Genomic DNA, 21591 nt, shown 5'->3' on the forward strand with positions numbered 1-21591 from the left:
GGTTATCCCCACTCCGCTTCCAGTTCGTCCTCGAACTCGTCGATCTCGTCCTGGGACAGCGAGGCCAGCGTCAGGTCGGACGGGGTGTGCCCGCCGGTCCCGCCGGCCGTGGCGTACGCCACGATCCCGACCAGGGCCGTCCGCCAGTCGTCGGCGAGTTGCCGGACGTCGCTGTCGTCGAGCAGCCCGCCCGGCCACCGCCACACCGCGGTGAGCCGCGGGCCGTCGGCGGTGTCGGCGGTCCAGGCGGCGACCTCGATCGGGTACGCCACCGGCTGTGCCGGGTCCGCGCCGCCGCCGATCCGCCCGGCGGAGCCGCGCCCGTCGGCGCCGCCCAGCCGGCCGAGGTAGTTGAACATGAGCTGCGGCTCGGCCAGTTCGGCCAGCACCCCGGCGGTCTCGCTGTTCAGGTGTCGAAGCAGGCCGTGGCCGAGGCCGTCGTCGGGCGTGGCCCGCAGTTGTTCCTTGACCCGCTTGAGTGCGGTTCCGACGGTCATCCCGCCGTCGCGCACCTGGTGCCACTCCACCGCCCCCGGATCGAGGCGGACTGGAGCCAGGCTCGTGAACCAGCCGACGGTGCGGGACAGGTCGACGCCGGGCACGTCGTCGGCGCGGCCGTGCCGCTCCAGGTCCACCAGCACCGCCGGGTCGGTGCCCGGGCCGCGCCGCTGCCGCCGGTGCGCCACCGCGAGGGCCAGCGCCGCCAGCAGCGCGTCGTCGACCCGGGCGTGGAACAGCGCCGGTACGGCGGTCAGTAACGGTTCGGTGTGCTCGGCGGGCAGCTCGACGGAGATCTCCGCGAGGGTGGCGACGGTGTCCCGGGCCGGGTCCAGCGGACGGCCGGCCAGGGGCGGCTCCGCATGGTCGAGCAGCTTGGTCCACAGTGGCAGCTCGGCCAGCCGGGCGGGGCTGTGCGCGTCGCGGACCAGGTGCTCCGCCCATTCGCGCAGCGAGGTGCCGACCGGGGTGAGTCGGGGCGGCGTGCCGGGCGCGGCGTCGAGTGCGGTGGCCAGGTCGGGCAGCAGGATCCGCCACGAGACGCCGTCGACGACCAGGTGGTGGGCCAGGACCAGGAGCTGTCCCGACGGTTCGCACCAGACGACGTGCAGCATCCGGCCGGCGACCGGGTCCAGGGTGTCCCGGGCCGCCTCGGCCAGCGCGGCGAGGTCGAAGCCCTCGTCGGTGGTGTGCACGTGCGTGATCAGGTCGGCGGCGGCCATGCTGCCGCGCGGGCCGATCACCAGCCCCCGCTGCCCGGCCGGGCCGGTCAGCCGCATCCGCAGGGCGTCGTGGTGGTCGAGCAGCGCCTGCACCGCGTCGCGCAGCCGGTCGGCGGTCAGTCCGGCCGACGTGGGCACCACCACCGACTGGTGGAACCCGCCCAGCGGGCCGGCCCGGTCCAGCCACCAGCGGGCGATCGGGGTCAGCGGCAGCTCGCCGATGCCGGCGTCGGGATCGGTCGCGGCACTGCCGGCCGCCTCGCGGGCCACCGCGGCCAGCGCCGCCACGGTCTTGTGGGTGAACACCTCGCGCGGGGTGAGTTCCAGCCCGGCCTGCCGGGCCCGGCTGACCAGCTGGATGGAGACGATGCTGTCGCCGCCGAGGTCGAAGAAGCTGTCGTCGACGGCCACCCGGGGCAACCCGAGCACCTCGGCGACGAGACCGGCGAGAAGTTCCTCGCGCGGGGTTGACGGGGCCCGCCCGTCGGTGCTGACCCCGGCGAAGTCGGGGGCCGGCAACGCCGCCCGGTCGAGCTTGCCGTTGGCGGTCACCGGCAGGGCGTCCAGGGCCAGCACCGCCGCCGGGACCATGTACTCCGGCAGCCGCGCGGCGACGTGCTCGCGCAGCACGGCCGCGTCGACCTGCTCCCCGGCGGCCGGTACGGCGTACGCGACGAGCCGCTTCACGCCCGGCTGGTCCTCCCGGGCGAGGACCACGCACTGCCCCACCGACGGGTGCTCGGTGAGCGTCGCCTCGATCTCGCCCAGCTCGATCCGGAAGCCGCGGATCTTGACCTGGTGGTCGGTCCGGCCCACGTACTCCAGCACCCCGTCGGGGCGCCAGCGCACCACGTCCCCGGTCCGGTACATCCGCTCCCCCGCCGTGACGGACGGGTCGGTGGCGGCCAGCTCGGCGGCGAACGGGTCGGCGACGAACCGCTGCGCGGTGAGCCCGGCCCGGCCCCGGTAGCCGCGGGCCAGCTGCACGCCGGCCAGGTACAGCTCGCCGGCCACGCCGGGCGGCACCGGCCGGAGGAGCCCGTCCAGCACGTACAGCCGGGTGTTCCAGACCGGCGCGCCGATCGGCACGCTCCGCTCCCCCGGCCGGCACGGCCAGTACGTGACGTCGACCGACGCCTCGGTCGGGCCGTACAGGTTGTGCAGTCCGATCCCGTGCGCGCCGGCCGGGTCGAGGGTGGCGAAGAACCGTTCGGCCAGGTCGGCGGGGAGCGCCTCGCCGCTGCAGATCACCCGGCGCAGACCGGTGCAGCCGGCGGCGGCCGGTTCGGCCAGGAACGCGGCCAGCATGGACGGTACGAAGTGCAGCGTGGTGACCCGTTCGGCACGGATCAGTCCGGCCAGGTACGCCGGGTCCTTGTGTCCCTCGGGTCGGGCCACCACCAGGGTGGCGCCGACGATGGTGGCCCAGAAGAACTCCCAGACCGACACGTCGAAGCCGGACGGGGTCTTCTGCAACACCCGGTCGGCCGGGGTGAGCCGGTACTCGTGCTGCATCCAGGCCAGCCGGTTGACGATGCCCGCGTGCGGCACCACCACGCCCTTCGGGCGGCCGGTCGAACCGGAGGTGTAGATCATGTACGCCGGGTTGGCCGGACGCAGCGGCCCGGTCCGGTCGGCGTCGGTCAGCGCGGCCGGGGAGCGCTCCGCCACGGCCTGGCGTACCTCGTCAGTGTCGAGGACCAGGCCGGCGCCGAGCGCCGCGGTGGCCGTTGTGGTGAGCAGCAGCGCCGGACGCGCGTCGTCGAGCAGGTACGCGATCCGGTCGGCCGGGTAGTCCGGGTCGACCGGCAGGTACGCCGCACCGGCCTTCAGCACCGCCCACAGCGCGACGACCAGTTCCAGCGAGCGGGGCACCGCCACGGCGACGAACCGTTCCGGGCCGGTGCCGTGGCCGATCAGCAGCCGGGCCAGCCGGTTGCTCGCCTCGTCCAGTTCGCGGAAGCTCAGGCTGGTCCTGTCGAAGACCACCGCGACGGCGTCCGGGGTGGTGGTGGCCTGCCGGGCCAGCAGGTCGGGCAGCGTGGCCGCGTCGACCGGGTGCCGGGTGGCGTTCCAGCCGACGAGCACCTGGTGGCGTTCGTCCGGCGTGGTCGGGTCGAGCCGGCCCACCGGCCTGGACGGCTCGGCGGCGATGTCGGCCAGCAGCCGGTGCATCCGCTCCAGCAGCGCCCCGGCGGCGGTCTCGTCGATCAGGTCGGGCCGGTACTCCAGGCGCAGCCCCAGCCGGTCGCCGGGGACCAGCACCAGGGTCAGCGGGTAGTGGGTGGCGTCGAGCCCGTGCACCCCGCGTACGGCCAGCCCGGTGCCGGCCAGGTCGAGCGCGGACGGGTCGACCGGGTAGTTCTCGAAGACCACGAGGGTGTCGAAGAGTTCGCCGTGCCCGGCCAGCCGCTGGATGTCGGGCAGGCCGAGGTGCTGGTGCGGTTGCAGCACGCTCTGCCGCTCCTGCAACCCGGCGAGCAGGGCGCCGACCGGTTCGGCCGGGTCCAGGCGGACCCGTACCGGCAGGGTGTTGATGAAGAGGCCGACCATGGTCTCCACGCCGGGCAGCTCGGCCGGGCGGCCGGCGACGGTGGCGCCGAAGACCACGTCGTCGCGGCCGGTGAGGCTACCGACGAGCACCGCCCAGGCGCCCTGCACGACCGTGTTGAGGGTGACCCCCGCCGCCCGGGCCGTGCCGGTCAGGGCCTCGGTGAGCGCCGCCGGCACCTCGCGCAGCAGCTTGGCCGGCGGCACCGGGCCGCGCTCGCCCGCCGCCGGCGCCACCAGGGTCGGCTCGGCCAGGCCGGCGAGGGCGTCGCGCCATGCCGCCTCGGCCGCGGGCACGTCCTGCCGGGTCCGCCAGGCGGGGTACGCTCGCGCGTCGGTGACCGGCGGCAGCGCGCCGGTACGCCCGCCCGTGCGGTACAGCGCGAAGAGTTCCCCGGCGAGCACCGGCATCGACCAGCCGTCGAGCAGGATGTGGTGGTTGGTCAGCACCAGCCGGTACCGCCGGCCGGGCAACCGGACGAGGGTGAAGCGCAGCAGCGGCGGGCGGGTCAGGTCGAAGCGTTCCGCCCGGTCGGCGGCGAGCAGCTCGGTGAGCCGGGCGTCCACGTCGGCCGGGGCGGTCCCGGTCAGGTCCGGTTCGCGCCAGTCCACCTCGACCGTCTCCGGCACCACCTGCACCGGCCGGCGCAGGTCGCGGTGGGTGAAGCCGGCGCGCAGTCCGGGGTGCCGGTCGAGCAGCGCCTGGGCGGCGGTACGCAGCCGTACGCCGTCCAGCTCGCCGTCGAGGTCGAAGACGAACTGCACGGTGTAGAGGTCGGGGGCCTGCTCGTCGTAGGCGGACAGGAACAGCAGCCCCTCCTGGAGCGGGCCGAGCGGCAGCACGTCGGCCAGCGCCGGGTAGCGCTGTTCCAGCCGTTCCACCTCGTCCTGGTCGAGCTCGACCAGGGGCAGGTCGGACGGGGTACGGCCGCCGGCGCCCGGCCGGGTCGCGTACTCGGTGACCGCCTCGATCGCGGCGAGCCAGCCGTCGGCGAGGTCCCGCACGTCGCCGTCGGTGAGCACCCCGTCCGGCCAGCTCCACTCGGCGGTGAGCCGGGGCCCGTCCGGGCCGTCCACCACCACCGCGTTGATCTCCAGCGGGTGGGCCACCGGCAGCGCGCTCGCCCCGCCGGCGGCGACCTCGCCGGCGACGGTCAGCAGCGACCAGTCGGCACCGTCGTCGGCGGTGAGCCGGCCGAGGTAGTTGAAGCCGATCTGCGCAGCCGTCCCCGAGGCGGACGTGTCGGGGCGGCCGGCCGGACCGGCGGCCCGCAGCTGTTCCTTGATCCGTTTCACCGCGCGGTCGGCGGCCGGCCCGCCCGCGAGGGCCTCGGCCGGGTCGAGGTCGCCGAGGTCGAGCCGCGCCGGGGCGAGCCGGGTGAACCAGCCGACGGTCCGGGACAGGTCCAGCCCGTCCACACCGTCCCGGCCGTGCCCCTCGACGTCGACCAGCAGGCCCCCGCCGGCGGCGGCGTCGTGGCGGCGCCGCCGGTCCGTCACGCTGACCGCCAGCGCGGCCAGGAGCAGGTCGTCGACGCCGGCGTGCCACCGGGGCGCGGCGGTACGCAGCAGCGCCTCGGTACGCGCCACCGGCAGCGTCACGGTCCGGCGGCGGGCCGCCGCCTCGGTGTCGTCCGGGCCGACCGGTCGCCGCCCGAGCGGCGGGTCCACGACCGACGGGGCCGGTCCGGTCGGCGTACCGGCCGCGGAACGCTCCACGACCCGGCGTGCCCAGGTGCGGTACGAGGTGGGGACCGGCGCCAACCGGGGTGGCGTGCCGGCCGTCGCCGCGGCCACGGCGGCGCCCAGGTCATCGAGCAGCATCCGCCACGAGACGCCGTCCACGGCGAGGTGGTGCACGGCGAGCACCAGCCAGCCGGAGCGGTCCGGGCCGGCGTCGCCCCACACCGCGCGCAGCAGCCGCCCGTCGCCCGGGCACAGCCCCGACAGCGCCTCCGCCCGGGCGGCGCCGACCGCTGCCGGGTCCGGCTCCGCGGCGGTGGGCACCCGGCGCAGGCAGTCGACGGCGGAGACCGCGCCCCGGTGCGGGACGGCCAGCCGCCACGCCGCGCCGTCGCGGTGCAGGGTCATCCGCAGGGCGTCGTGGTGGTCGAGCAGCTCCTGCAACCCGGCCGCCAGGTCCGCCTCACGCAGCCCGCCGGGGGTACGCACGACGACGCTCTGCGCGACGCCGTCGACCGGGTGGTCAGCGCCCGCCCGGCCACGCAGCCACTCGACGATCGGCGGCAGGGGCACCTCCCCGAGCGCGGCGTCCGGGTCCTCGGTCTCGGCCGAAGCGAGCTCACCGGCCACCCCGGCCAGGGCCGCCACCGTCCGGTGGGTGAACACGTCACGCGGGGTGAGGCGCAGCCCGGCCTGCCGGGCCCGGCTGACCAGTTGGATGGAGACGATGCTGTCCCCGCCCAGGTCGAAGAAGCTGTCCTCGGCGCCGACCCCGGGCAGCCCCAGCACCTCGGCGAAGAGCCCGGCCAGCAACTCCTCCCGCGGGTTGGCCGCGGCCCGTCCGGCGCCGGCCGCCGAGGCGAAGTCCGGTGCGGGCAGGGCGCGGCGGTCCAGCTTGCCGGTGGGGTTCAGCGGCAACGCGTCCAGCAGCACGAACGCCGCCGGCACCATGTACTCCGGCAGCGTCGCGGCGACGTGCTCACGGAGCTGGGCCGGGGTCGGGGCGGGCGCGGCACCGGCCGGGACCAGGTATCCGACGAGCTGGGCGGTGACCCCTCCGTCGACGCGGGCCACCACCGCGGCCCGGGCCACGTCCGGGTGGGCCAGCAGCACCGACTCGATCTCGCCCAGCTCGATCCGGTAACCGCGCACCTTGACCTGGTGGTCGATCCGGCCGAGATAGTCGAGGTGGCCGTCCGCCCGCCAGCGGACCAGGTCGCCGGTGCGGTACATCCGGGCGCCGGGCGGGCCGAACGGGTCGGCGACGAAGCGTTCGGCGGAGAGCCGTGGCCGGTTGAGGTAGCCGCGGGCCAGTCCGGCGCCGGCCAGGTACAGCTCACCGACGGTGCCGGGCGGCACCGGACGCAGCGCGCTGTCCAGCACGTACACCCGGGTGTTGGTGGTGGGCCGGCCGATCGGCGGGGCGGCGTCACCGGCGAGATCGCCGCCGTACCAGGCGGTGGAGTAGACGGTGGCCTCGGTCGGGCCGTAGATGTTCGCCACCCGGGCCCCGGGCAGCGCCGCGTTGATGTCCCGGACCGCCTGGGCGGACAGCGCCTCGCCGGCGAGCACCACCGAGTCGGCGTGCGCGTCGACCGCGCCGCCGGCCAGCAGCTGCGCGAACGCCGACGGCACCGCGCTGATCAGGCTGCCGGACCAGCCGTCGGCCCGCTCGGCGAGCGCGAGCAGGTCGTCGACCACCTCGATCTCGCCGCCGCAGGCGAGCGGGCCGAACATCTCGAAGACCGAGACGTCGAAGTTGAGCGAGGTGCTGGCGAGCACCCGGGACAGCGCGGCCGGGCCGATCTCCGCGACCGCCCAGCAGGCCAGGTCGACCGCGTTGTCGTGGCTGACCACCACGCCCTTCGGCCGGCCGGTGGAGCCGGAGGTGTAGATGACGTACGCCGGGTGGGCCGCGCGCAGCGGCCGCAGCCGCTCGGCGTCGGTCAGGTCGGTGCCGTCCTGCTCGCCGAGCAGGGCGACGACGGCGGGCTCGTCGAGCCGCAGCAGCCGGTCCGGGTCGCGTACCGGCAGCCCGTCACCGGCGCCACCGACGGTGAGCACCAGCCGGGGGTCCGCGTCGGCGAGCATGAACTCGATCCGGTCCGGCGGGTAGCGCAGGTCGACCGGCAGGTACCCGGCACCGGCCTTGAGGACGGCGAGCAGGGCGACCATCATCTGCGCCGACCGGGGCAGCGCCAGCGCGACCAGCCGCTCGGGTCCGGCGCCGCGGGCGACCAGCAGCCGGGCCAGCCGGTTGGCGGCGGCGTTGAGCTGGGCGTAGGTCAGCGTGGTCGGGCCGCAGGTCACCGCCGGGGCGTCGGGGGTGCGCGCCACCTGCTGTTCGATCAGCTCGGGCAGCCGTACGTCCGGCGCCGGCCGGCCGGTGTCGTTCCAGTCGCGCAGCACCAGCCGACGCTCGGCGGCGCCGACCAGGTCGAGCCGGCCGACCGGGGTGTCCGGCGCGTCCGCCGTGACGCGGGCGAAGGTGTCGAGGAACGCGGCGAGGCGCTCGGCGTGCCGGCCGACCTGCTCGTCGGCGTAGAGGTCGGGGTTGGCGTCCAGATCCAGCCGGACGTCGCTGTCGCCGCGCCGGGCGTCGAGCACGACGGCCAGGTCGTCGACCGGCCCACCGGCGAGGTTGTGGTCGGTGCCGGTGGCGGCACCGAACCTGGTGCCGGTCCCACCGGCGTCGAGCAGAAGGTTGACGTGCGGGCCGAGCAGCGACGCGCCGCCGGTCAGGCCCAGGTCGCGGTGCAGGTCCTCGAACCGGTAGCGCTGGTGGCGCAGCACGTCGTGCAGCTCCCGGGAGACACCGGCGACGAGCGCGCCGAGGGTGGCCTCGGCGCGTACCGCGAGGCGCAGCGGCGCGATCGCGGAGACCATCCCGGGTGTGGCCCGGGCCGCGGCACCCTGCCGGGCGGTCAGCGGCAGCGCGAGCACCACGTCCTCGTTGCCGGTCAACCCGTGGAAGTACGCCGCCACCGCGGCCACCACCACCGCCGGTACGGCGACGCCGTGCTCCCGGGCCGCCGCCCGCAGCCGGCCCATCGTCGCCGGATCCAGCGCGGCGGTACGCCGGACGAGCCGGCGCGGGGTGGCCGGCCGCCGGTCGGCGAGGCTGGCCGGGTTGGGCCGGTCGGCGAACCGTGCGGTCCAGTACCCGCGGTCACGGTCGAACTTCTCGCCGGCCCGGTAGGTGGCCTCCGCCTCAGCCAGCGCCCGCAGCGGCCCGAACGGCGACGGCGCGGGCTCGTCGCCGGCGGCGAGTGCGGTGTGGACCTCGGCCACCCGCCGGGCCACCAGCACCATGCCGTACCCGTCGAGGGCCAGGTGGTGGTAGCACTGGTACCACAGGGTCCGGTCGTCGGCGACGCGCAGCAGCGCGTACCGGAACAGCGGCGCCTGTCCCGGGTCGACCGGCCGGGCGGCGTCGGCCCGCATCCAGTCCAGCGCGGCGGCGTACGGGTCGGCCTCCCCGCGCAGGTCGAGCACCGGCAGCGTCCACTCGACCGTCGGCGCCACCGACAGCACGGGCTGCCCCTCGACGGGCTCCTCGACCCGGATCCGCAGGGCATCGGTGTCGGCGACGGTACGCTGCAGCGCCGCCTCGAACACCGCGTGGTCGAGCGGGCCGGTCAGGTCGGCGTACTCGGCGAGGTTGTAGATCGGGTTGTCCGGGTCGAGCCGCTGGGCCAGCCAGACCCCGAACTGCGCGGTGGTCAGCGGGCAGCGCACATCCTCGTGGTCGGGCACAGCAGTCCTCCGGAGCTACGGACGTGTTCGCGGGTGGCTGGATGCTCGGTGGGGCACCGTCCGGCCGCCCCGCCCAAGGGGGGAGTGGGCGGGGCGGCCGGCGGGTCCGTGGGGTCAGCGACCCCGGGCGGCCGCCCGGTAGGCGTGGGTGGCCAGCGCCGCGCTCATCACCAGCAGCGCGCAGATCAGCAGCAGCGAGGCGGCGACCGGGTGCCGCATCGGCAGGGCGTCGCCGGCCGAGCCCGGGTTGCCGAACAGGTCCCGGCAGGCGGCGACGACGGCGGAGAGCGGGTTCCACTCGCACACCGCGCGCAGCCAGGCCGGCAGCCCGCGCAGCGGGATGAACGCGTTGGACAGGAACGTCATCGGCATGACGACGAGGAAGGCCACCGCGCTGACCGCCTCGGCGGAGCGCAGCCGCAGCCCGAGGAGGACCCCGAGCCAGGAGGCGGCGAAGCCGAGCAGCAGCAACAGCCCGAAGCCGGCGAGCACCTGCGGCAGCCCGGCGTGCGTACGCCAGCCCATCGCGAAGCCCACCGCCGCCATGGCGACGCAGGCGACCACCACCCGGGTGAGGTCGGCCACGGTCCGGGCCAGCGGTACGGCGAGCCCGGCGATCGGCAGCGACCGGAACCGGTCGTCGATGCCGTTACCCAGGTCGTCGACCACGCCGAGCGCGGTGTGCTGCAGGTTGGTGAGCATCATCTGGGCGAAGATGCCGGCCATCAGGAACTCCCGGTAGCCGCCACCCTGCACCTCGATGACGCTGCCGAAGAGGTAACCGAAGATCACCACGTACGCGACCGGCATCACGGTCACGCCGAGCAGCCGCATCGGCACCCGGGAGAGGTGACGCAGGTGCCGGCCGACCAGGGCCGACGTCTCGACGGCGAGGGTGCTCATGCCGCTGCCTCCGGCTTCTCGGCGGTGCTCCGCCCGGTGAGGGAGAGAAAGACGTCGTCCAGGGTCGGCGCGCAGCTCGCGAAGGACTCGACGTCGATCTTGGCGACATCCAGCGCCGTCGCCACGGCCGCGATGCCGGTCAGCCCGTCGGTCAACGGCAGCCGCAGGCTCGCCCCGTCGTCGTCGAGGACCGGTTGGTGCGCCGAGACGGTGGCGAGGGCGGCCACGGCCTCGGACCGCTGCCCGCCGTCGCGCAGCCGGATCTGCACCTGATCGTCGCCGACCTTGCGCTTCAGCTCGTCGGGCGTGCCCTCGGCGATCACCTTCCCGCCGTCGAGGACCAGGATCCGGTCGGCGAGCTGGTCGGCCTCCTCCAGGTACTGCGTGGTCAGCAGCACCGTGGTGCCGGCCGCCACCTGCTCGCGGACCATCGTCCACAGGGTGCGGCGGTTGGTGATGTCCAGGCCGGTGGTGGGCTCGTCGAGCACCAGCACCGGCGGGTCGGCGACCAGGCTCGCGGCCAGGTCGAGCCGGCGTCGCATGCCTCCGGAGTAGGTACGGGCTGCCCGGCCGGCGGCGTCGGTGAGCGCGAAGCGCTCCAGCAGTTCGTCGGCCCGGGCGCGGGCCGCCCGGCGGCCGAGGTGGTGCAGGACGCCGATCAGGACGAGGTTCTCCCGGCCGGTCAGCAGCTCGTCCACGGCCGCGTACTGGCCGGTGAGGCCGACCCGCCGGCGTACCTCGCGCGGTTCCCGGACCACGTCGTGCCCGCAGACCCGGGCGGTGCCGCCGTCCGGCTCCAGCAGCGTCGACAGGATCCGCACCATGGTGGTCTTGCCGGCGCCGTTCGGTCCGAGCAGGCCGAGCACCGTGCCGGCCGGTACGGCGAGGTCCACCCCGGCCAGCGCGGTGTGGCTGCCGTAGTTCTTGCGAAGCCCCTCGGCCTCGATCGTCAGGTCCATGTAGCCACCCCCTCGGTCAGTTCGCCAGCGGGAAGAAATCGGCGATGGATCGGCCACCGCCGGCGGCGCGTACCCGCTCGAAGGCCCACGCCCCGACGGCGAGGTCGAGCACCCCGAGGCCGAAGGGCGCGAAGATCGCGGCCCGGTCGGGGTCCCGGTGGACCCGGCCGCGCAGCACGTCGGCGATGGTGCCGGCGACGAAGTCCCGGTGCCCCACCCGCTGTTCGGCCAGGTGCAGCGAGGTCCGCTCGCGGACCGCGTGGTCGACGTCGTCGGTGATGTTCTGGGCGGCGAGCACGATCTCCGGCGACAGGTCGCGCAGGGACAGGTGCAGCACCACCGGGCGGTGGGCGATCAGCGCCGGGTCGTGCAGGTGCGGCTCGCCGGCCACGGTGGCGAGCACCACGAGGTCGGCGGCGAAGGCGTCGGCGGCCTCGGGGACCACCTTGACCGCGTCCACCCCGTCGGCCCGCACGGTCGCGGCGAACCGCTCGGCCGCCGCCGGGTCCAGGTCGAACAGCCGGTACTCGCCGATCTCCCAGTCCAGGTCGCGCAGGAAGCGGCGAACGTGCTCGGCGATCAGGCCGGTGCCGATGAAGCCGACGCTGGCCACGCGCCGGCCGCCGACCAGCGCCTCGGCGCCGAGCACCGCGGAGCCCGCGGTGCGGGTCGCGGAGATCAGCGAGGACTCCAGGCAGGCGTACGGGTAGCCGGTGGCCAGGTCGTTGAGCAGCAGCACCGCCGAGGCCCGCGGGATGCCGTGCGCGGTGTTCCCGGGGAAGCTGGCGATCCACTTGATGCCGGCCACCTCGAAGTCGCCGCCGAGGTAGGCGGGCAGGGCGATGATCCGGTCCCGGGGCAGCCGCGGGAAGCGCAGGAAGCTGCTGTGCGGCAGCTCGCTGGTCGCCTCGTCGTGGGCGAGGTAGCAGCGGCGTACCGCGTCCAGGCAGGCGGGCCGGTCGGCCTCGACGGCGGCGGCCACCTCGGCGGCGGTCACCACCGTGAACGGCTGGACGGTCGGTGGGTGGGTCTCGGTCACTGAGGTTCCTCTCACACCAGCGCCACGGACTGGCCGCGGTCGCGTTCGGCGACGAAGCGGTCGACCCACTCCGGGTCGTAGACGGTGTCGGCGTAGCCGGTGCCTCGGTCGGCACACAGGAACGCGACGGTCGGGCGGGGCCCCCGGTGGTCGGCGAAGTACCGCTCGATCGCGCTGTAGACGCTGCCGGTCGAGCCGCCCGTGTACAGGCCGTGCCGCTCGAACAGCTCGTGGCAGCCGCGTACGGCGTCCACCTCGGGCACGATCATCACGTCGTCGATGCTGGCCTTGCCGACCAGCGGCGGCACGATGCTGGAGCCGAGCCCGGGCAGGCGCCGCCTGGCCGGCGAGTTGCCGAAGATGACCGACCCCTCGGCGTCCACGGCGACCACCCAGGCGTCCGGGCGCAGCCGCTTGAGCCGGGTGGAGAGCCCGGCGACGGTGCCGCCGGTGCTCACCCCGACGAAGAGGTAGTCGATGCGGGGCAGGTCCGCGCAGAGCTCGGCGCCGGTGAGCAGGTCGTGCGCCGCCAGGGCGTCCGGGTTGGCGTACTGGTTGGGCCAGTAGACCGAGGGCAGTTCCGCCTGCAGTTCCTCGACCCGCTGCAGCCGGGTGGACAGGTAACCGCCCGTCGCGTCCGGCTCGGTGACCTTCTCCACCCGGTCACACAGCCGGCGCAGGTACGCCTCGGTGCTGGCGTTGACGTTCGGGTCGATCACCGGAACGAAGGTCAGCCCCAGCCAACGGCAGAACGAGGCGAGCGAGATGGCGAAGTTGCCCGACGACGACTCCACGATGGTGGTCCGCTCGGTGACGTCGCCGCGCTCGACCGCCCGCTTCAGGATCCAGTACGCCGAACGGTCCTTGGAGCTGCCGTTCGGGTTGACGTACTCCAACTTGGCGTACAGGTCCAGCCGGTCGTGACGCAGCTGCACCAGCGGGGTACGCGGCATCGCCCGCCCGACCATGGCCAGGCGGCCCAGCAGCGCCTCACGGCTCACGGCTATCACTTCCGCACTGGAACATCACTCGTACTCCCGGTCCGGCTCGAAGGAGGCCCGGCGGCACACGTCAGGTGACGCGGCGGGGCATGGGACGCCCGCCCACGGTCGGTCACCCGCCTCGGGGTGGGCTCGGATCGGGATCGGGGACGGCTAGCAGGCGGCTCGAGCCGCCGGCCGGCCCGCCTCCCGGCGGAGCGAGCCGCCGCCGGCGCCCGGTCACCGTCGAGCCACGGTCGATCCCGCTTCGAGGGCGGCCCGACAGGCTGGTTCCCGTGCGACACCGGCGGCCGCCACGAGAGGCCGCCCGGGCCGGACCCGACCGGAGGCCGGCCAGGATCGCACCGCAGCGGGGCGTGGACCGCGGACCAGCGGCCGACGATCTCGGCCCGGTACTCGCCGACGCCCGGGGTACACCCGGGGTGCCGGCGCGGCCCGCCTTGCTGCCCCGGATCCCCCACGTCGAGGTCGGCCCGAGCCGGTCGCGCCGGCGGCCAGCGGTTCCGGCAGCTCCCGTGCCCCGGACCCGGCTCGAACCGGTTGCCGCCCGACGCCGCGTGCCCGGAGGGCGGCGGACGCCGGACGGCACCGACCGGCCGGCGGCCTCAGGGACAGCGGATCACCTGGCCGGCGTAGGTCAGCCCGCCGCCGAAGCCGAGCAGCAGCACCGGCGCCCCGCTGGGCACCTCCCGCCGCTCCACCAGCTTCGCCAGGGCGATCGGCGTGCTCGCCGACGACGTGTTGCCGGACGAGACGATGTCCCGGGCGATGACGGCCTGCTCGACCCCGAGGTCCCGGGCGACCGAGTTGATGATCCGCAGGTTCGCCTGGTGCGGCACGAATCCGGCCAGTTCCTCCGGCTTGATGCCGGCCCGCAGGCAGGCCTCCTCCGCGATCGGCGCGAGCGCGGTGGTGGCCCAGTGGAACACGGTCTGGCCGTCCTGCGCGATCCGCGCCTCGCGACCCTCGATGCGGATCGCCGGCCCACGCTGGGCGGACCCACCCCACACCACCGGGCCGACGCCCGGCTCGTCGGCGCCGACCAGCACCGCCGCTCCCGCACCGTCGCCGAAGAGGATGCAGGTGCTGCGGTCCTGCCAGTCGATGAAGTCGGTCAGCCGTTCCGCCCCGACCACCAGCGCGGTGCCGGCGGCGCCGGCGCGGATCGCGTGGTCGGCGGTGGCGAGCGCGTAGGAGAAGCCGGAGCAGGCGGTGTTGATGTCGTAGGCGGCCTGCCCCGTCATGTCCAGGTTCGCAGCTACCCGGCTCGCCACGTTGGGTACCCGGTCGATGGACGTGCAGGTGGCGACCACCACCAGGTCCACGTCCGCGGGCTGGACGCCGGCCGCGCCGAGCGCCTTGCCGGCGGCGGCGGTCGCCATGTCCGCCACCGACTGGTCCTCCGCGACGTGCCGCTGCTCGATGCCGACCCGGCTGCGGATCCACGCGTCGTCGGTGTCGACCATCTGGGAGAGCTGCTCGTTGGTGAGTACCCGCGGCGGTTGGTAGTACCCGAGCCCGGCGATGCGGGATCCCTGCCAGGTGCGCACTGTGGTCTCCTTCTCTGCCCGGCTAGCCGCAGCCGCCGGGCTCGTCGTGGTCGAACGAGCCGACCGTCGCCAGCGCCGCCACCGGCAGGCTGTTCAGCAGGTCGGTCGACCCGTCCGCCGGGTCCGCGTCGCGCAGCGCCCGCACCGCCGCCTCGACCTCGGCGATCCGGTCCACGCCCCAGTAGCGCTGCCGGTCGACGATGAACAGCGGGATGCCGAACACCTCGTCGTGGTGCGCGCCGACCAGCGCCGCCACGCCCAGTTCCCGGATCCGGTCGTCGTCGACCGCGGCCATCAGCTCGGCGCCGGGCAGCCCCGCCGCGTCGCAGGCGGCCCGCAGCACCGCCGGGTCGCTGATGTTGTCGCCCCGGTCCCAGCGGGCCTCGGTGACGACCCGGTAGAACTGCCGCTCGCAGCCCAGTTCGCGGGCGCGCAGCCAGCCCAGCGCGGACGGCTCCCACCAGGGCGCGACGTCCACCGGCCAGACCAGGCGGTAGCCGAAGCCGGCGGCGAGCCGCTTGGTGTCGTGCAGGATGTACAGGTGCTTGGCCTTGGACATCACCGTGTAGTGGAAGTCCGCGCCGTGCGCGTCCAGGCCGGCCCGGGTACGGGTGTCCGGGTCCCAGAAGGGCACATACTCGAACCGGTCGGCGAAGTCGGGCACGCGCTCCTCGAGCTGCCGTAGCGCCATCCAGCTGAACGGGCTCTGGAACGAGAAGTACACCCGCGGTCGGCCGGTCACGACTCGCTCCACAGCAGCGCGGCCTGCGTCTCCGCGTCCATCACGGCGACCTGGCCGGCGTCCGGTCCGCTGGCCACCCCGTACCCGTGGGTGATCGAGGCGGTGGCCGTGTGCACGATCCGGCCGTCGCGGACGACGTAGCAGTCCATCCGGCCGGTGAACATGACGTCCTTGACGATGTCGTCGACGGTGAAGACGGTGTGCAGCTCCTCCTCCAGGTACGCGTCGGCGAGCAGCCGCACCTGGGACCGGGTCACGGCCGGGATCCAGTTGCGTTCGGTGAGCATCCGCCGGATCGAGAGACCCCGCGCGGCGAGGTACCGGTGCACCACCTCCTCCAGGTCGCGTACGTAGCCGGAGTGCTGCAACCGGTCGGAGAACTGGCAGTGCGGGTACGGGATGGTCTCGCTCCACGTGAAGCCCGGCCGGAACGCGGCGGGCTGCTCGGCCGGCGGGCGCAGGGCGGCGACGTCGGCCACCACCCGGCTCGCGAACTCCGCCGGCGGATCGCCGACGGTCCCGGCGGGCGCGACGAACGCGACTCGGACCTTGCCCTTGAGCACCGGCACCGGCTGTCCGGCCCGCTGCACGGTCAGCGTGACGGTGAAGGTGTCCTCGGCGCTGTTGCCGCCCGGCGCGAGCGTCGCCTCGGCGTACACCTCGTCGTCGACGAAGACCGGGCCGGGCAGCCGGACCGAGTGCTCCACGAAGGACAGCTGCACGCCGGAGCCGTGGAACAGCTCGCCGGGGCCGGTCCCCCGGTCGCGGTAGTACTGCAGCACCGCGTCCTCGGCCAGGTACACGAACTGCTTGAAGCCGACCCAGGTGCCGATGTTGGCACCCTCGTACCGCGGCCGGCCGCGGTACGTGGTCGGGTGGGCGTCGAGGGCGACGGTCATACAGAAACCTCCATGATCGGACCGGTCGACGCCGGCGCCGGCACGACTCGGTCGAGGAACTCGGCACACTCGGCGGCCACCTCGGTCGCCTGCGTGATGTGACAGAAGTGGCCGTAGTGCAGGCGGATCCGGACGTCGACCGCCGGCATCACGGCCAGTGAGCTGGCCCGTATCCCGGCCAGCCGCTGGTCGCCCTGGCCGGCCAGGACGAGGGTCGGCGTGCCGACCTGGCGCAGCGCGGGTCGCGGCGTCGCGAGGAGCCGGTCGAGCACCACCTCGGCGGCGCCGTCGGGAACCCGTTGCAGGGCCTTGTCCACCATCGACGCGAGCACGTCGTCGGCGACGTGGGCGGCGCGCGGGCCGAGCCGGGCGCGCAGCCCGTCGGCCACCACCTGCCGGATCGCCGCCCGGGTGCGGGCGATCAGCACCGGGTGCGGGGCCTGCTCGGCGGGGCGGACCAGTGGTGCGAGGAGCACGGCGGCGCGGATCGCGGGCTCCGGCCGGGTGGCCAGGTGGTCCAGTACGGCGTTGGCGCCGAAGGAGTGGCCGATGAGGACGTCAACGGGTTCGGGCAGGGCCACCAGCGCCTGCCGCAGCCACCGGGCCGGTCCGGCCGACGGGTCCGCCCAGTCCACCAGCGACCGGCCCGAGTCGGCGCTCCACGGGGCGTCCCCGACGTACCACCGGTGGCCGGGGCCGAGCGCCGCGGCCAGGTCGTGCCAGGTGGTCCCGTTGTCGGCCAGGCCGTGTACCGCCGCCACCACCCGCCCGCGCCCGGGAGCCGGGTCGGCTCCGGGCGCGGTGAGCAGGCGCCAGGTCATGTCGCGTCCCCGTCGCGGTACAGCCGCGCGGTGGCGTATCCGTCGCCGGCCGAGCCGCAGGTCAGCACCGCCTCGCAGCCGTCGTCGACGCCGACCGGGCGGGTGGCCGGGTCGGTCAGCCACCGGGTGGCGAGCGCGGCCTGCAGCACCCCGGTCGCGCCGTAGCCGGCGTCGAACAGGACGGCCAGGTCGTCGCCGGGTCCGCTGTCGCGGGCCAGCCGGATGGTCGGCGGGCCGTCGGCCGGCATCACCTCCGGTGCGCGGTGCCGGCGTACGGAGTGCAACCGCACCCCGCCGGGCCGCTCGGCCGGGGCGAGGATCACGCAGGCGGCGGTCCCCTGCGGCGGGCCCGGCGGCAGGCCGGTGGCGGCGCGCAGCCCGGTCGCGATCTGGTCGGCCGGTTCGGTGCCCACCACGATCACGCGGGGCGCCCGCCCGCTGCGCACCAGCAGGGCGCCGAGCCGCACCGCGTCGAGCCCGCCGGTCGCGCCGGAGCAGACCATCAGGTTGGGGCCGGTGAAGCCGTACCGGATGGCGATGCTGCTGGCGATGATGTTGCTGGACGCGTTCGGCGCCTGCATCGGGCTCACCCCGCGCAGGTCGTCCGCGCGCACCTGGTCGACGATGTCGCAGACGGTGGCGACGTTGCCGAGGTTGGAACTGACCACCACGGCCGTGCCGGCGGCGCCCGGAACCGGCGCGGTCGGCCGGCCCGGCGGCAGGCCCAGAGCCCGGTGTACGGCGCACATCGCGATCCGCACCGCCGGCTCCTTGAACAGCAGGCCCTTGCGACCGAGCAGGGTGTGCGCCTCGTCGGGGCCGCAGTCCGGCTCGGTGGCCGTGGCGATCAGCCGGTCCGGGGCGATCCCGGGCACGTGTACCGCCGCGGCCTGGACCGCCACCTGGTCACCGCTCACGCCGCACCTCCACCAGGCAGACGGCGTTCACGCCGCCGAATCCGAACGCGTTGACCTGGGCCACCCGGGCGTCGGTGGCGGCCGGTTCGCCGACCACCAGGTTCAGCGGGGCCGCCTCGGCGATCGGCGTCCGCAGCCCGACCACCGGCGGCACCCGGCCGTGCCGCAGCGCCTCGACGGCGACGAGCAGGCTCATCAACCCGGCGCTGCCGGAGGTGTGCCCGATCGCGCCCTTGATCCCGGTGATCAGCGGTCCGGGGCCGGCGTCGGCGAAGATCCCGGCCAGCACGCCCGCCTCGGTCGGGTCGTTCAACGCGGTGCCGGTGCCGTGGGCCAACACCAGGCCGATGTCGGTCGGGCTCAGGCCGGCCCGCCGGTAGGCGTCGGTCATCGCCGCCCGCAGGCCGTCCGGGTCGGGCGCGGTCTCGTGGTACGCGTCGCACGACATGCCCACCCCGCGCAGCAGCACCGCCGCGTCGGTGTCCGGGGCCCGCTGCACCACGACGGCCACCGCGCCGTCGCCGAGCAGCACCCCCTTCCGCTCGGCGTCGAACGGACGTACCGCGTCGCTGGACTCGTCGCCGACCCGCCCGATCATGGCGAGCATGCTCTCGGTCATCGCGTCCGCGCCGCAGGCCAGCACCGCGTCGGCCTCGTCGAGCTCGATCAGGTCGGCGGCGAGCGCGAGCGCGTGCGACGAGGCCGAGCAGGCGTTGGAGACGGTGACGACGTCCTCGACGCCGGGCAACGCACCGCGTACGGCGGCGCCGAAGTGCAGCGCGTCCGGTTCCACCGGCTGCCCGTCGGCCCGCCACCGCTCCACGGCCCGCAGTTCGCGCAGCCCGGTGCCGACGATCGCGACGACGCGCTGCCGGGTGCAGTCGAGGCCGGCTTCCCGCGCCGCCGCCGCCACGCAGCCGGCCAGCCAGGCGCTGGCGCGGTAGGGCTGCTCCGGGCCGGCCGCGTCGACGTGGTAGCCGTGGCGGACGTTGACCCTGGCGGGGGCGACGTACCGCAGCGGCTGCCGGCCGGATTCCCCGGCCAGCAACGCCTGGTAGGTCTCGGCGGTGTCGCCGAGGCTGGTGCGCATGGCGCTACCGGTGATCGCGAGCGGCACGCCCGTTCCCCCTCAGCAGGGCGGCGCCGACGGAACCGTCGGCGGTGCTGGCCACGATCAGCGAGAGGCAGCCGTCGGGTTCGGGCGCGCCCCGGTGGTGGGCCAGCACGGCGGCGACCTGGAGCGCTCCGGCGGCGGTCGGGCAGTTGCCGGCGAGGTCGGTGATCGCCACCCGGTCCGCGTCGGGGCCGACGGTCAGGTCGAGGGCGTCCTCGTCGGCGGCCGCCCCGGAGGTGACCACTGTGGCCAGTTCGTCGGGGGCGACGCCGGCCTGGTGCAGCACCCGGCGTACCCGCTCGGCGAGCGCCGTGGCGGGGTCGGCCCGCCCACCGGTGTGGCCGAGGTCGACGGCGAGGATCTCCGCTACCGGCTCCCGGCCGGCGGCCCGCATGGCGGCGGCGTCCTCGACCAGGAAGACCGCGCCGCCCTCGCCGCCGGTGGTGGTCGGCGCGTCGCCGGCCCGGTGGGCGGCCCACGCCGCGTGCGGGGTGTACTCCTCCATCGCCCCGACCAGCAGCGCCTCCGCGCGGCCGCGCCCGAGCATCGTCATCGCGTAGCGGAGTGCGGCGAGGGTCGCCATCCCGCCGCCGGCGAGGGTGGCGTTGATCCCGCGCAGCCCGTGCCAGATCGCCGCCTGGCCGGCCGCGCAGTTGAGCACGGTGTTGGGGAACAGGATCGGGTTGACCAGGTAGGGCTTCTCCTCCACCAGCGTGTCGCGGCTGTAGTCGCTGGTCGACTGGAGGCTGCCGACTCCGGTGCCGAGCACCACGCCGACCCGGTCCCGGTTGTCGTCGCCGACGACGAGGTCGCTGTCGGCGAGCGCCTGGCGGCAGCCCAGCACCGCGAAGGCGGTCCGCCGGTCGAGGAAGCTGGTGCCCTTGCGGCCCAAATGGTCTCGGGCCCGGAACCCGGCCAGGGCGTACGCCCGGGGGTCCGGAACCGGCGCGTCGGTCAGCTTCGCCGCGTCGACCGTGGCGTCGCGCCCGGTACGCAGCCCGGCGGTGAACTCGTCGGCGCCCAGCCCGTACGCGGAGAGCACGCCCCAGCCGGAGACGCCGAGCACGAGGGTGGAGGTACGCGGATCGGTGGTCACGGTCATGCGAGCCGTCCAAGGATCGTGATGGCGTTGTTGCCGCCGAAGGCGAAACCGTTGACCTGGACGACGCGCGGCTGTTCGGCGCGCGCCTCGTTCGGCACCACGTCCAGGCCGGGCATTGCCGGGTCGGTGGTCACGTGGTTGATGGTCGGGGCGAGAAAGCCGGACGAGATGGCCAGTGCCCCGGCGAGGGCGCTGAACCCGCTCGCCGCGCCCATGGTGTGGCCGAGCATCGACTTGACCGAGCTCATCGGGGGCATCCGGTCGCCGAAGACCTCGCGCACCGCCTCGTACTCGGCGGAGTCGTTGGCGGGGGTGGCGGTGCCGTGGGCGCAGATGAAGTCGACCTCGTCGGGCTTGATGCCGGCGTCCCGGTGGGCCAGCCGCATGCAGCGGGCCACGCTCGCCGCGTCCGGCGCGGTCGGGTGCTTGGCGTCGCAGGTGAGCCCGTAGCCGAGCACCTCGCAGTAGATGTGGGCGCCGCGGTCCCGGGCCGAGTCCAGGCTCTCCAGGAACAGCGCGACGCCGCCCTCGGCGGTGATCACTCCGGCCCGGTCCCGGTCGAACGGCGCGCACCGCTCGGCGGCGAGCGCGCCCAACCGGTAGAAGCCGGCGTGCGCCCACCGGCACACCGAGTCGGCCCCGCCGACCATCATGTAGTCCTGTTCGCCGGTGGCGATGGCGTCGAAGGCGTACCCGAGGGCGTAGTTGCTCGCCGAGCACGCGGTCGAGACGGTCAGCGTGGTGCCGGTCAGGCCGAGTTCGCGGCTGACCGCCTCGGCGACCCGTCCCGCGGGCAGTTGGCGGGCCAGCGCCGGGCTCGTGTCCGGGTAACCGTGGTTCAACCACTGCTCGGTGAGCCGCTCCACGACCTGGGATTCGCCGCTGGTCGTACCCATGCAGACGCCGAACCGGTCGGACCGGTCCGGTAGATCGGTGGCCCGCGCGTCGTTGAGTGCGAGCCGGGCCGCCGCGGCCGCGAAGAGGCTGCTGCGGCCCCAGTCCGCCGGGTCGAGCCGGGCGACCATCCGATCCGGCTCGAACTCGTGCACCTCGCCGGCCCGTTCGGTGAGGAAGCCGGTGGTGTCGAAGCTGGCGATCGGCGTGATCCCGCTGCGCCCGGCGCGCAGTGCCGTCGTGAAGGCGTCGATGCCTATGCCGATGCTCGACACCGGCCCGAGCCCGGTTACCACAACCCGTCGGTTCATCACCCAGGAGTCCTTCGTGAGTCCTTGGGCCGCGCCCGGCGGCGAGCGCGGCGCGCCGCCCCGTCATCCGCAGCGTGGTCGGGTTCTCACCGTCGAGCCATCGCCTTGTGGCGGCCTCGCGGCGGCCTCG

The 21591-nt window shown here is 75.1% G+C and carries 13 protein-coding genes; all 13 read right to left on the minus strand.

The window, feature by feature from the left end; all coding sequences use genetic code 11:
• Window positions 1-2: 2 nt before the first annotated feature.
• Complete coding sequence (locus ACIRG9_RS07310) at window positions 3-9209, minus strand: amino acid adenylation domain-containing protein (protein ID WP_402851510.1); 9207 nt, start codon at window positions 9207-9209, stop codon at window positions 3-5.
• Window positions 9210-9323: 114 nt separating this feature from the next.
• Window positions 9324-10112, minus strand: coding sequence for an ABC transporter permease (locus ACIRG9_RS07315; protein ID WP_402851513.1), 789 nt, complete (start codon window positions 10110-10112; stop codon window positions 9324-9326).
• Window positions 10109-11071, minus strand: a complete 963-nt coding sequence (locus ACIRG9_RS07320; RefSeq protein ID WP_402851516.1) for an ATP-binding cassette domain-containing protein — start codon at window positions 11069-11071, stop codon at window positions 10109-10111. The genes ACIRG9_RS07315 and ACIRG9_RS07320 overlap by 4 nt, the downstream gene beginning before the upstream one ends.
• 16 nt (window positions 11072-11087) lie before the next feature.
• Window positions 11088-12110: a 2,3-diaminopropionate biosynthesis protein SbnB gene (gene sbnB / locus ACIRG9_RS07325; protein WP_402851519.1), complete on the minus strand. Its 1023-nt coding sequence runs from the start codon at window positions 12108-12110 to the stop codon at window positions 11088-11090.
• Window positions 12111-12121: 11 nt separating this feature from the next.
• On the minus strand, window positions 12122-13111 hold the full coding sequence (gene sbnA / locus ACIRG9_RS07330; RefSeq protein WP_402851522.1) for a 2,3-diaminopropionate biosynthesis protein SbnA: 990 nt from the start codon (window positions 13109-13111) through the stop codon (window positions 12122-12124).
• 605 nt (window positions 13112-13716) lie between these two features.
• Window positions 13717-14661 carry a beta-ketoacyl-ACP synthase III gene (locus ACIRG9_RS07335; protein ID WP_402851524.1) on the minus strand — a complete coding sequence of 315 codons (945 nt, stop codon included), beginning with the start codon at window positions 14659-14661 and terminating at the stop codon, window positions 13717-13719.
• 22 nt (window positions 14662-14683) lie between these two features.
• Entirely contained in the window at window positions 14684-15403 is a 720-nt protein-coding gene (locus ACIRG9_RS07340) for a 2-hydroxychromene-2-carboxylate isomerase (protein ID WP_402851527.1), read from the minus strand.
• Window positions 15400-16302, minus strand: a complete 903-nt coding sequence (locus tag ACIRG9_RS07345; RefSeq protein ID WP_402851530.1) for a thioesterase — start codon at window positions 16300-16302, stop codon at window positions 15400-15402. The genes ACIRG9_RS07340 and ACIRG9_RS07345 overlap by 4 nt, the downstream gene beginning before the upstream one ends.
• On the minus strand, window positions 16299-17123 hold the full coding sequence (locus ACIRG9_RS07350) for an alpha/beta fold hydrolase (RefSeq protein ID WP_402851533.1): 825 nt from the start codon (window positions 17121-17123) through the stop codon (window positions 16299-16301). Before ACIRG9_RS07350 ends, ACIRG9_RS07345 begins: the two co-directional genes overlap by 4 nt.
• The gene (locus ACIRG9_RS07355; RefSeq protein WP_402851536.1) at window positions 17120-18040 is read right to left on the minus strand and encodes a beta-ketoacyl synthase N-terminal-like domain-containing protein; all 921 of its coding nucleotides are present in this window, start codon (window positions 18038-18040) and stop codon (window positions 17120-17122) included. Before ACIRG9_RS07355 ends, ACIRG9_RS07350 begins: the two co-directional genes overlap by 4 nt.
• The gene (locus tag ACIRG9_RS07360; protein ID WP_402851539.1) at window positions 18030-19157 is read right to left on the minus strand and encodes a beta-ketoacyl synthase N-terminal-like domain-containing protein; all 1128 of its coding nucleotides are present in this window, start codon (window positions 19155-19157) and stop codon (window positions 18030-18032) included. The genes ACIRG9_RS07355 and ACIRG9_RS07360 overlap by 11 nt, the downstream gene beginning before the upstream one ends.
• Entirely contained in the window at window positions 19135-20256 is a 1122-nt protein-coding gene (locus ACIRG9_RS07365; protein ID WP_402851541.1) for a beta-ketoacyl synthase N-terminal-like domain-containing protein, read from the minus strand. The genes ACIRG9_RS07360 and ACIRG9_RS07365 overlap by 23 nt, the downstream gene beginning before the upstream one ends.
• On the minus strand, window positions 20253-21461 hold the full coding sequence (locus tag ACIRG9_RS07370; protein ID WP_402851543.1) for a beta-ketoacyl-[acyl-carrier-protein] synthase family protein: 1209 nt from the start codon (window positions 21459-21461) through the stop codon (window positions 20253-20255). Before ACIRG9_RS07370 ends, ACIRG9_RS07365 begins: the two co-directional genes overlap by 4 nt.
• Between the last annotated feature and the right edge of the window lie 130 nt (window positions 21462-21591).

Source organism: Micromonospora sp. NPDC093277, from assembly GCF_044765245.1.
GTDB lineage: Bacteria > Actinomycetota > Actinomycetes > Mycobacteriales > Micromonosporaceae > Micromonospora.

What these genes read in the sequence shown, in the direction of transcription:
- ACIRG9_RS07315 (WP_402851513.1), bottom strand. Translation starts at nt 10,112, where the DNA reads ATGAGCACCCTCGCCGTCGAGACGTCGGCCCTGGTCGGCCGGCACCTG.
- ACIRG9_RS07320 (WP_402851516.1), bottom strand. Translation starts at nt 11,071, where the DNA reads ATGGACCTGACGATCGAGGCCGAGGGGCTTCGCAAGAACTACGGCAGC.
- ACIRG9_RS07345 (WP_402851530.1), bottom strand. Translation starts at nt 16,302, where the DNA reads ATGACCGTCGCCCTCGACGCCCACCCGACCACGTACCGCGGCCGGCCG.
- ACIRG9_RS07350 (WP_402851533.1), bottom strand. Translation starts at nt 17,123, where the DNA reads ATGACCTGGCGCCTGCTCACCGCGCCCGGAGCCGACCCGGCTCCCGGG.
- ACIRG9_RS07365 (WP_402851541.1), bottom strand. Translation starts at nt 20,256, where the DNA reads ATGACCGTGACCACCGATCCGCGTACCTCCACCCTCGTGCTCGGCGTC.
- ACIRG9_RS07370 (WP_402851543.1), bottom strand. Translation starts at nt 21,461, where the DNA reads ATGAACCGACGGGTTGTGGTAACCGGGCTCGGGCCGGTGTCGAGCATC.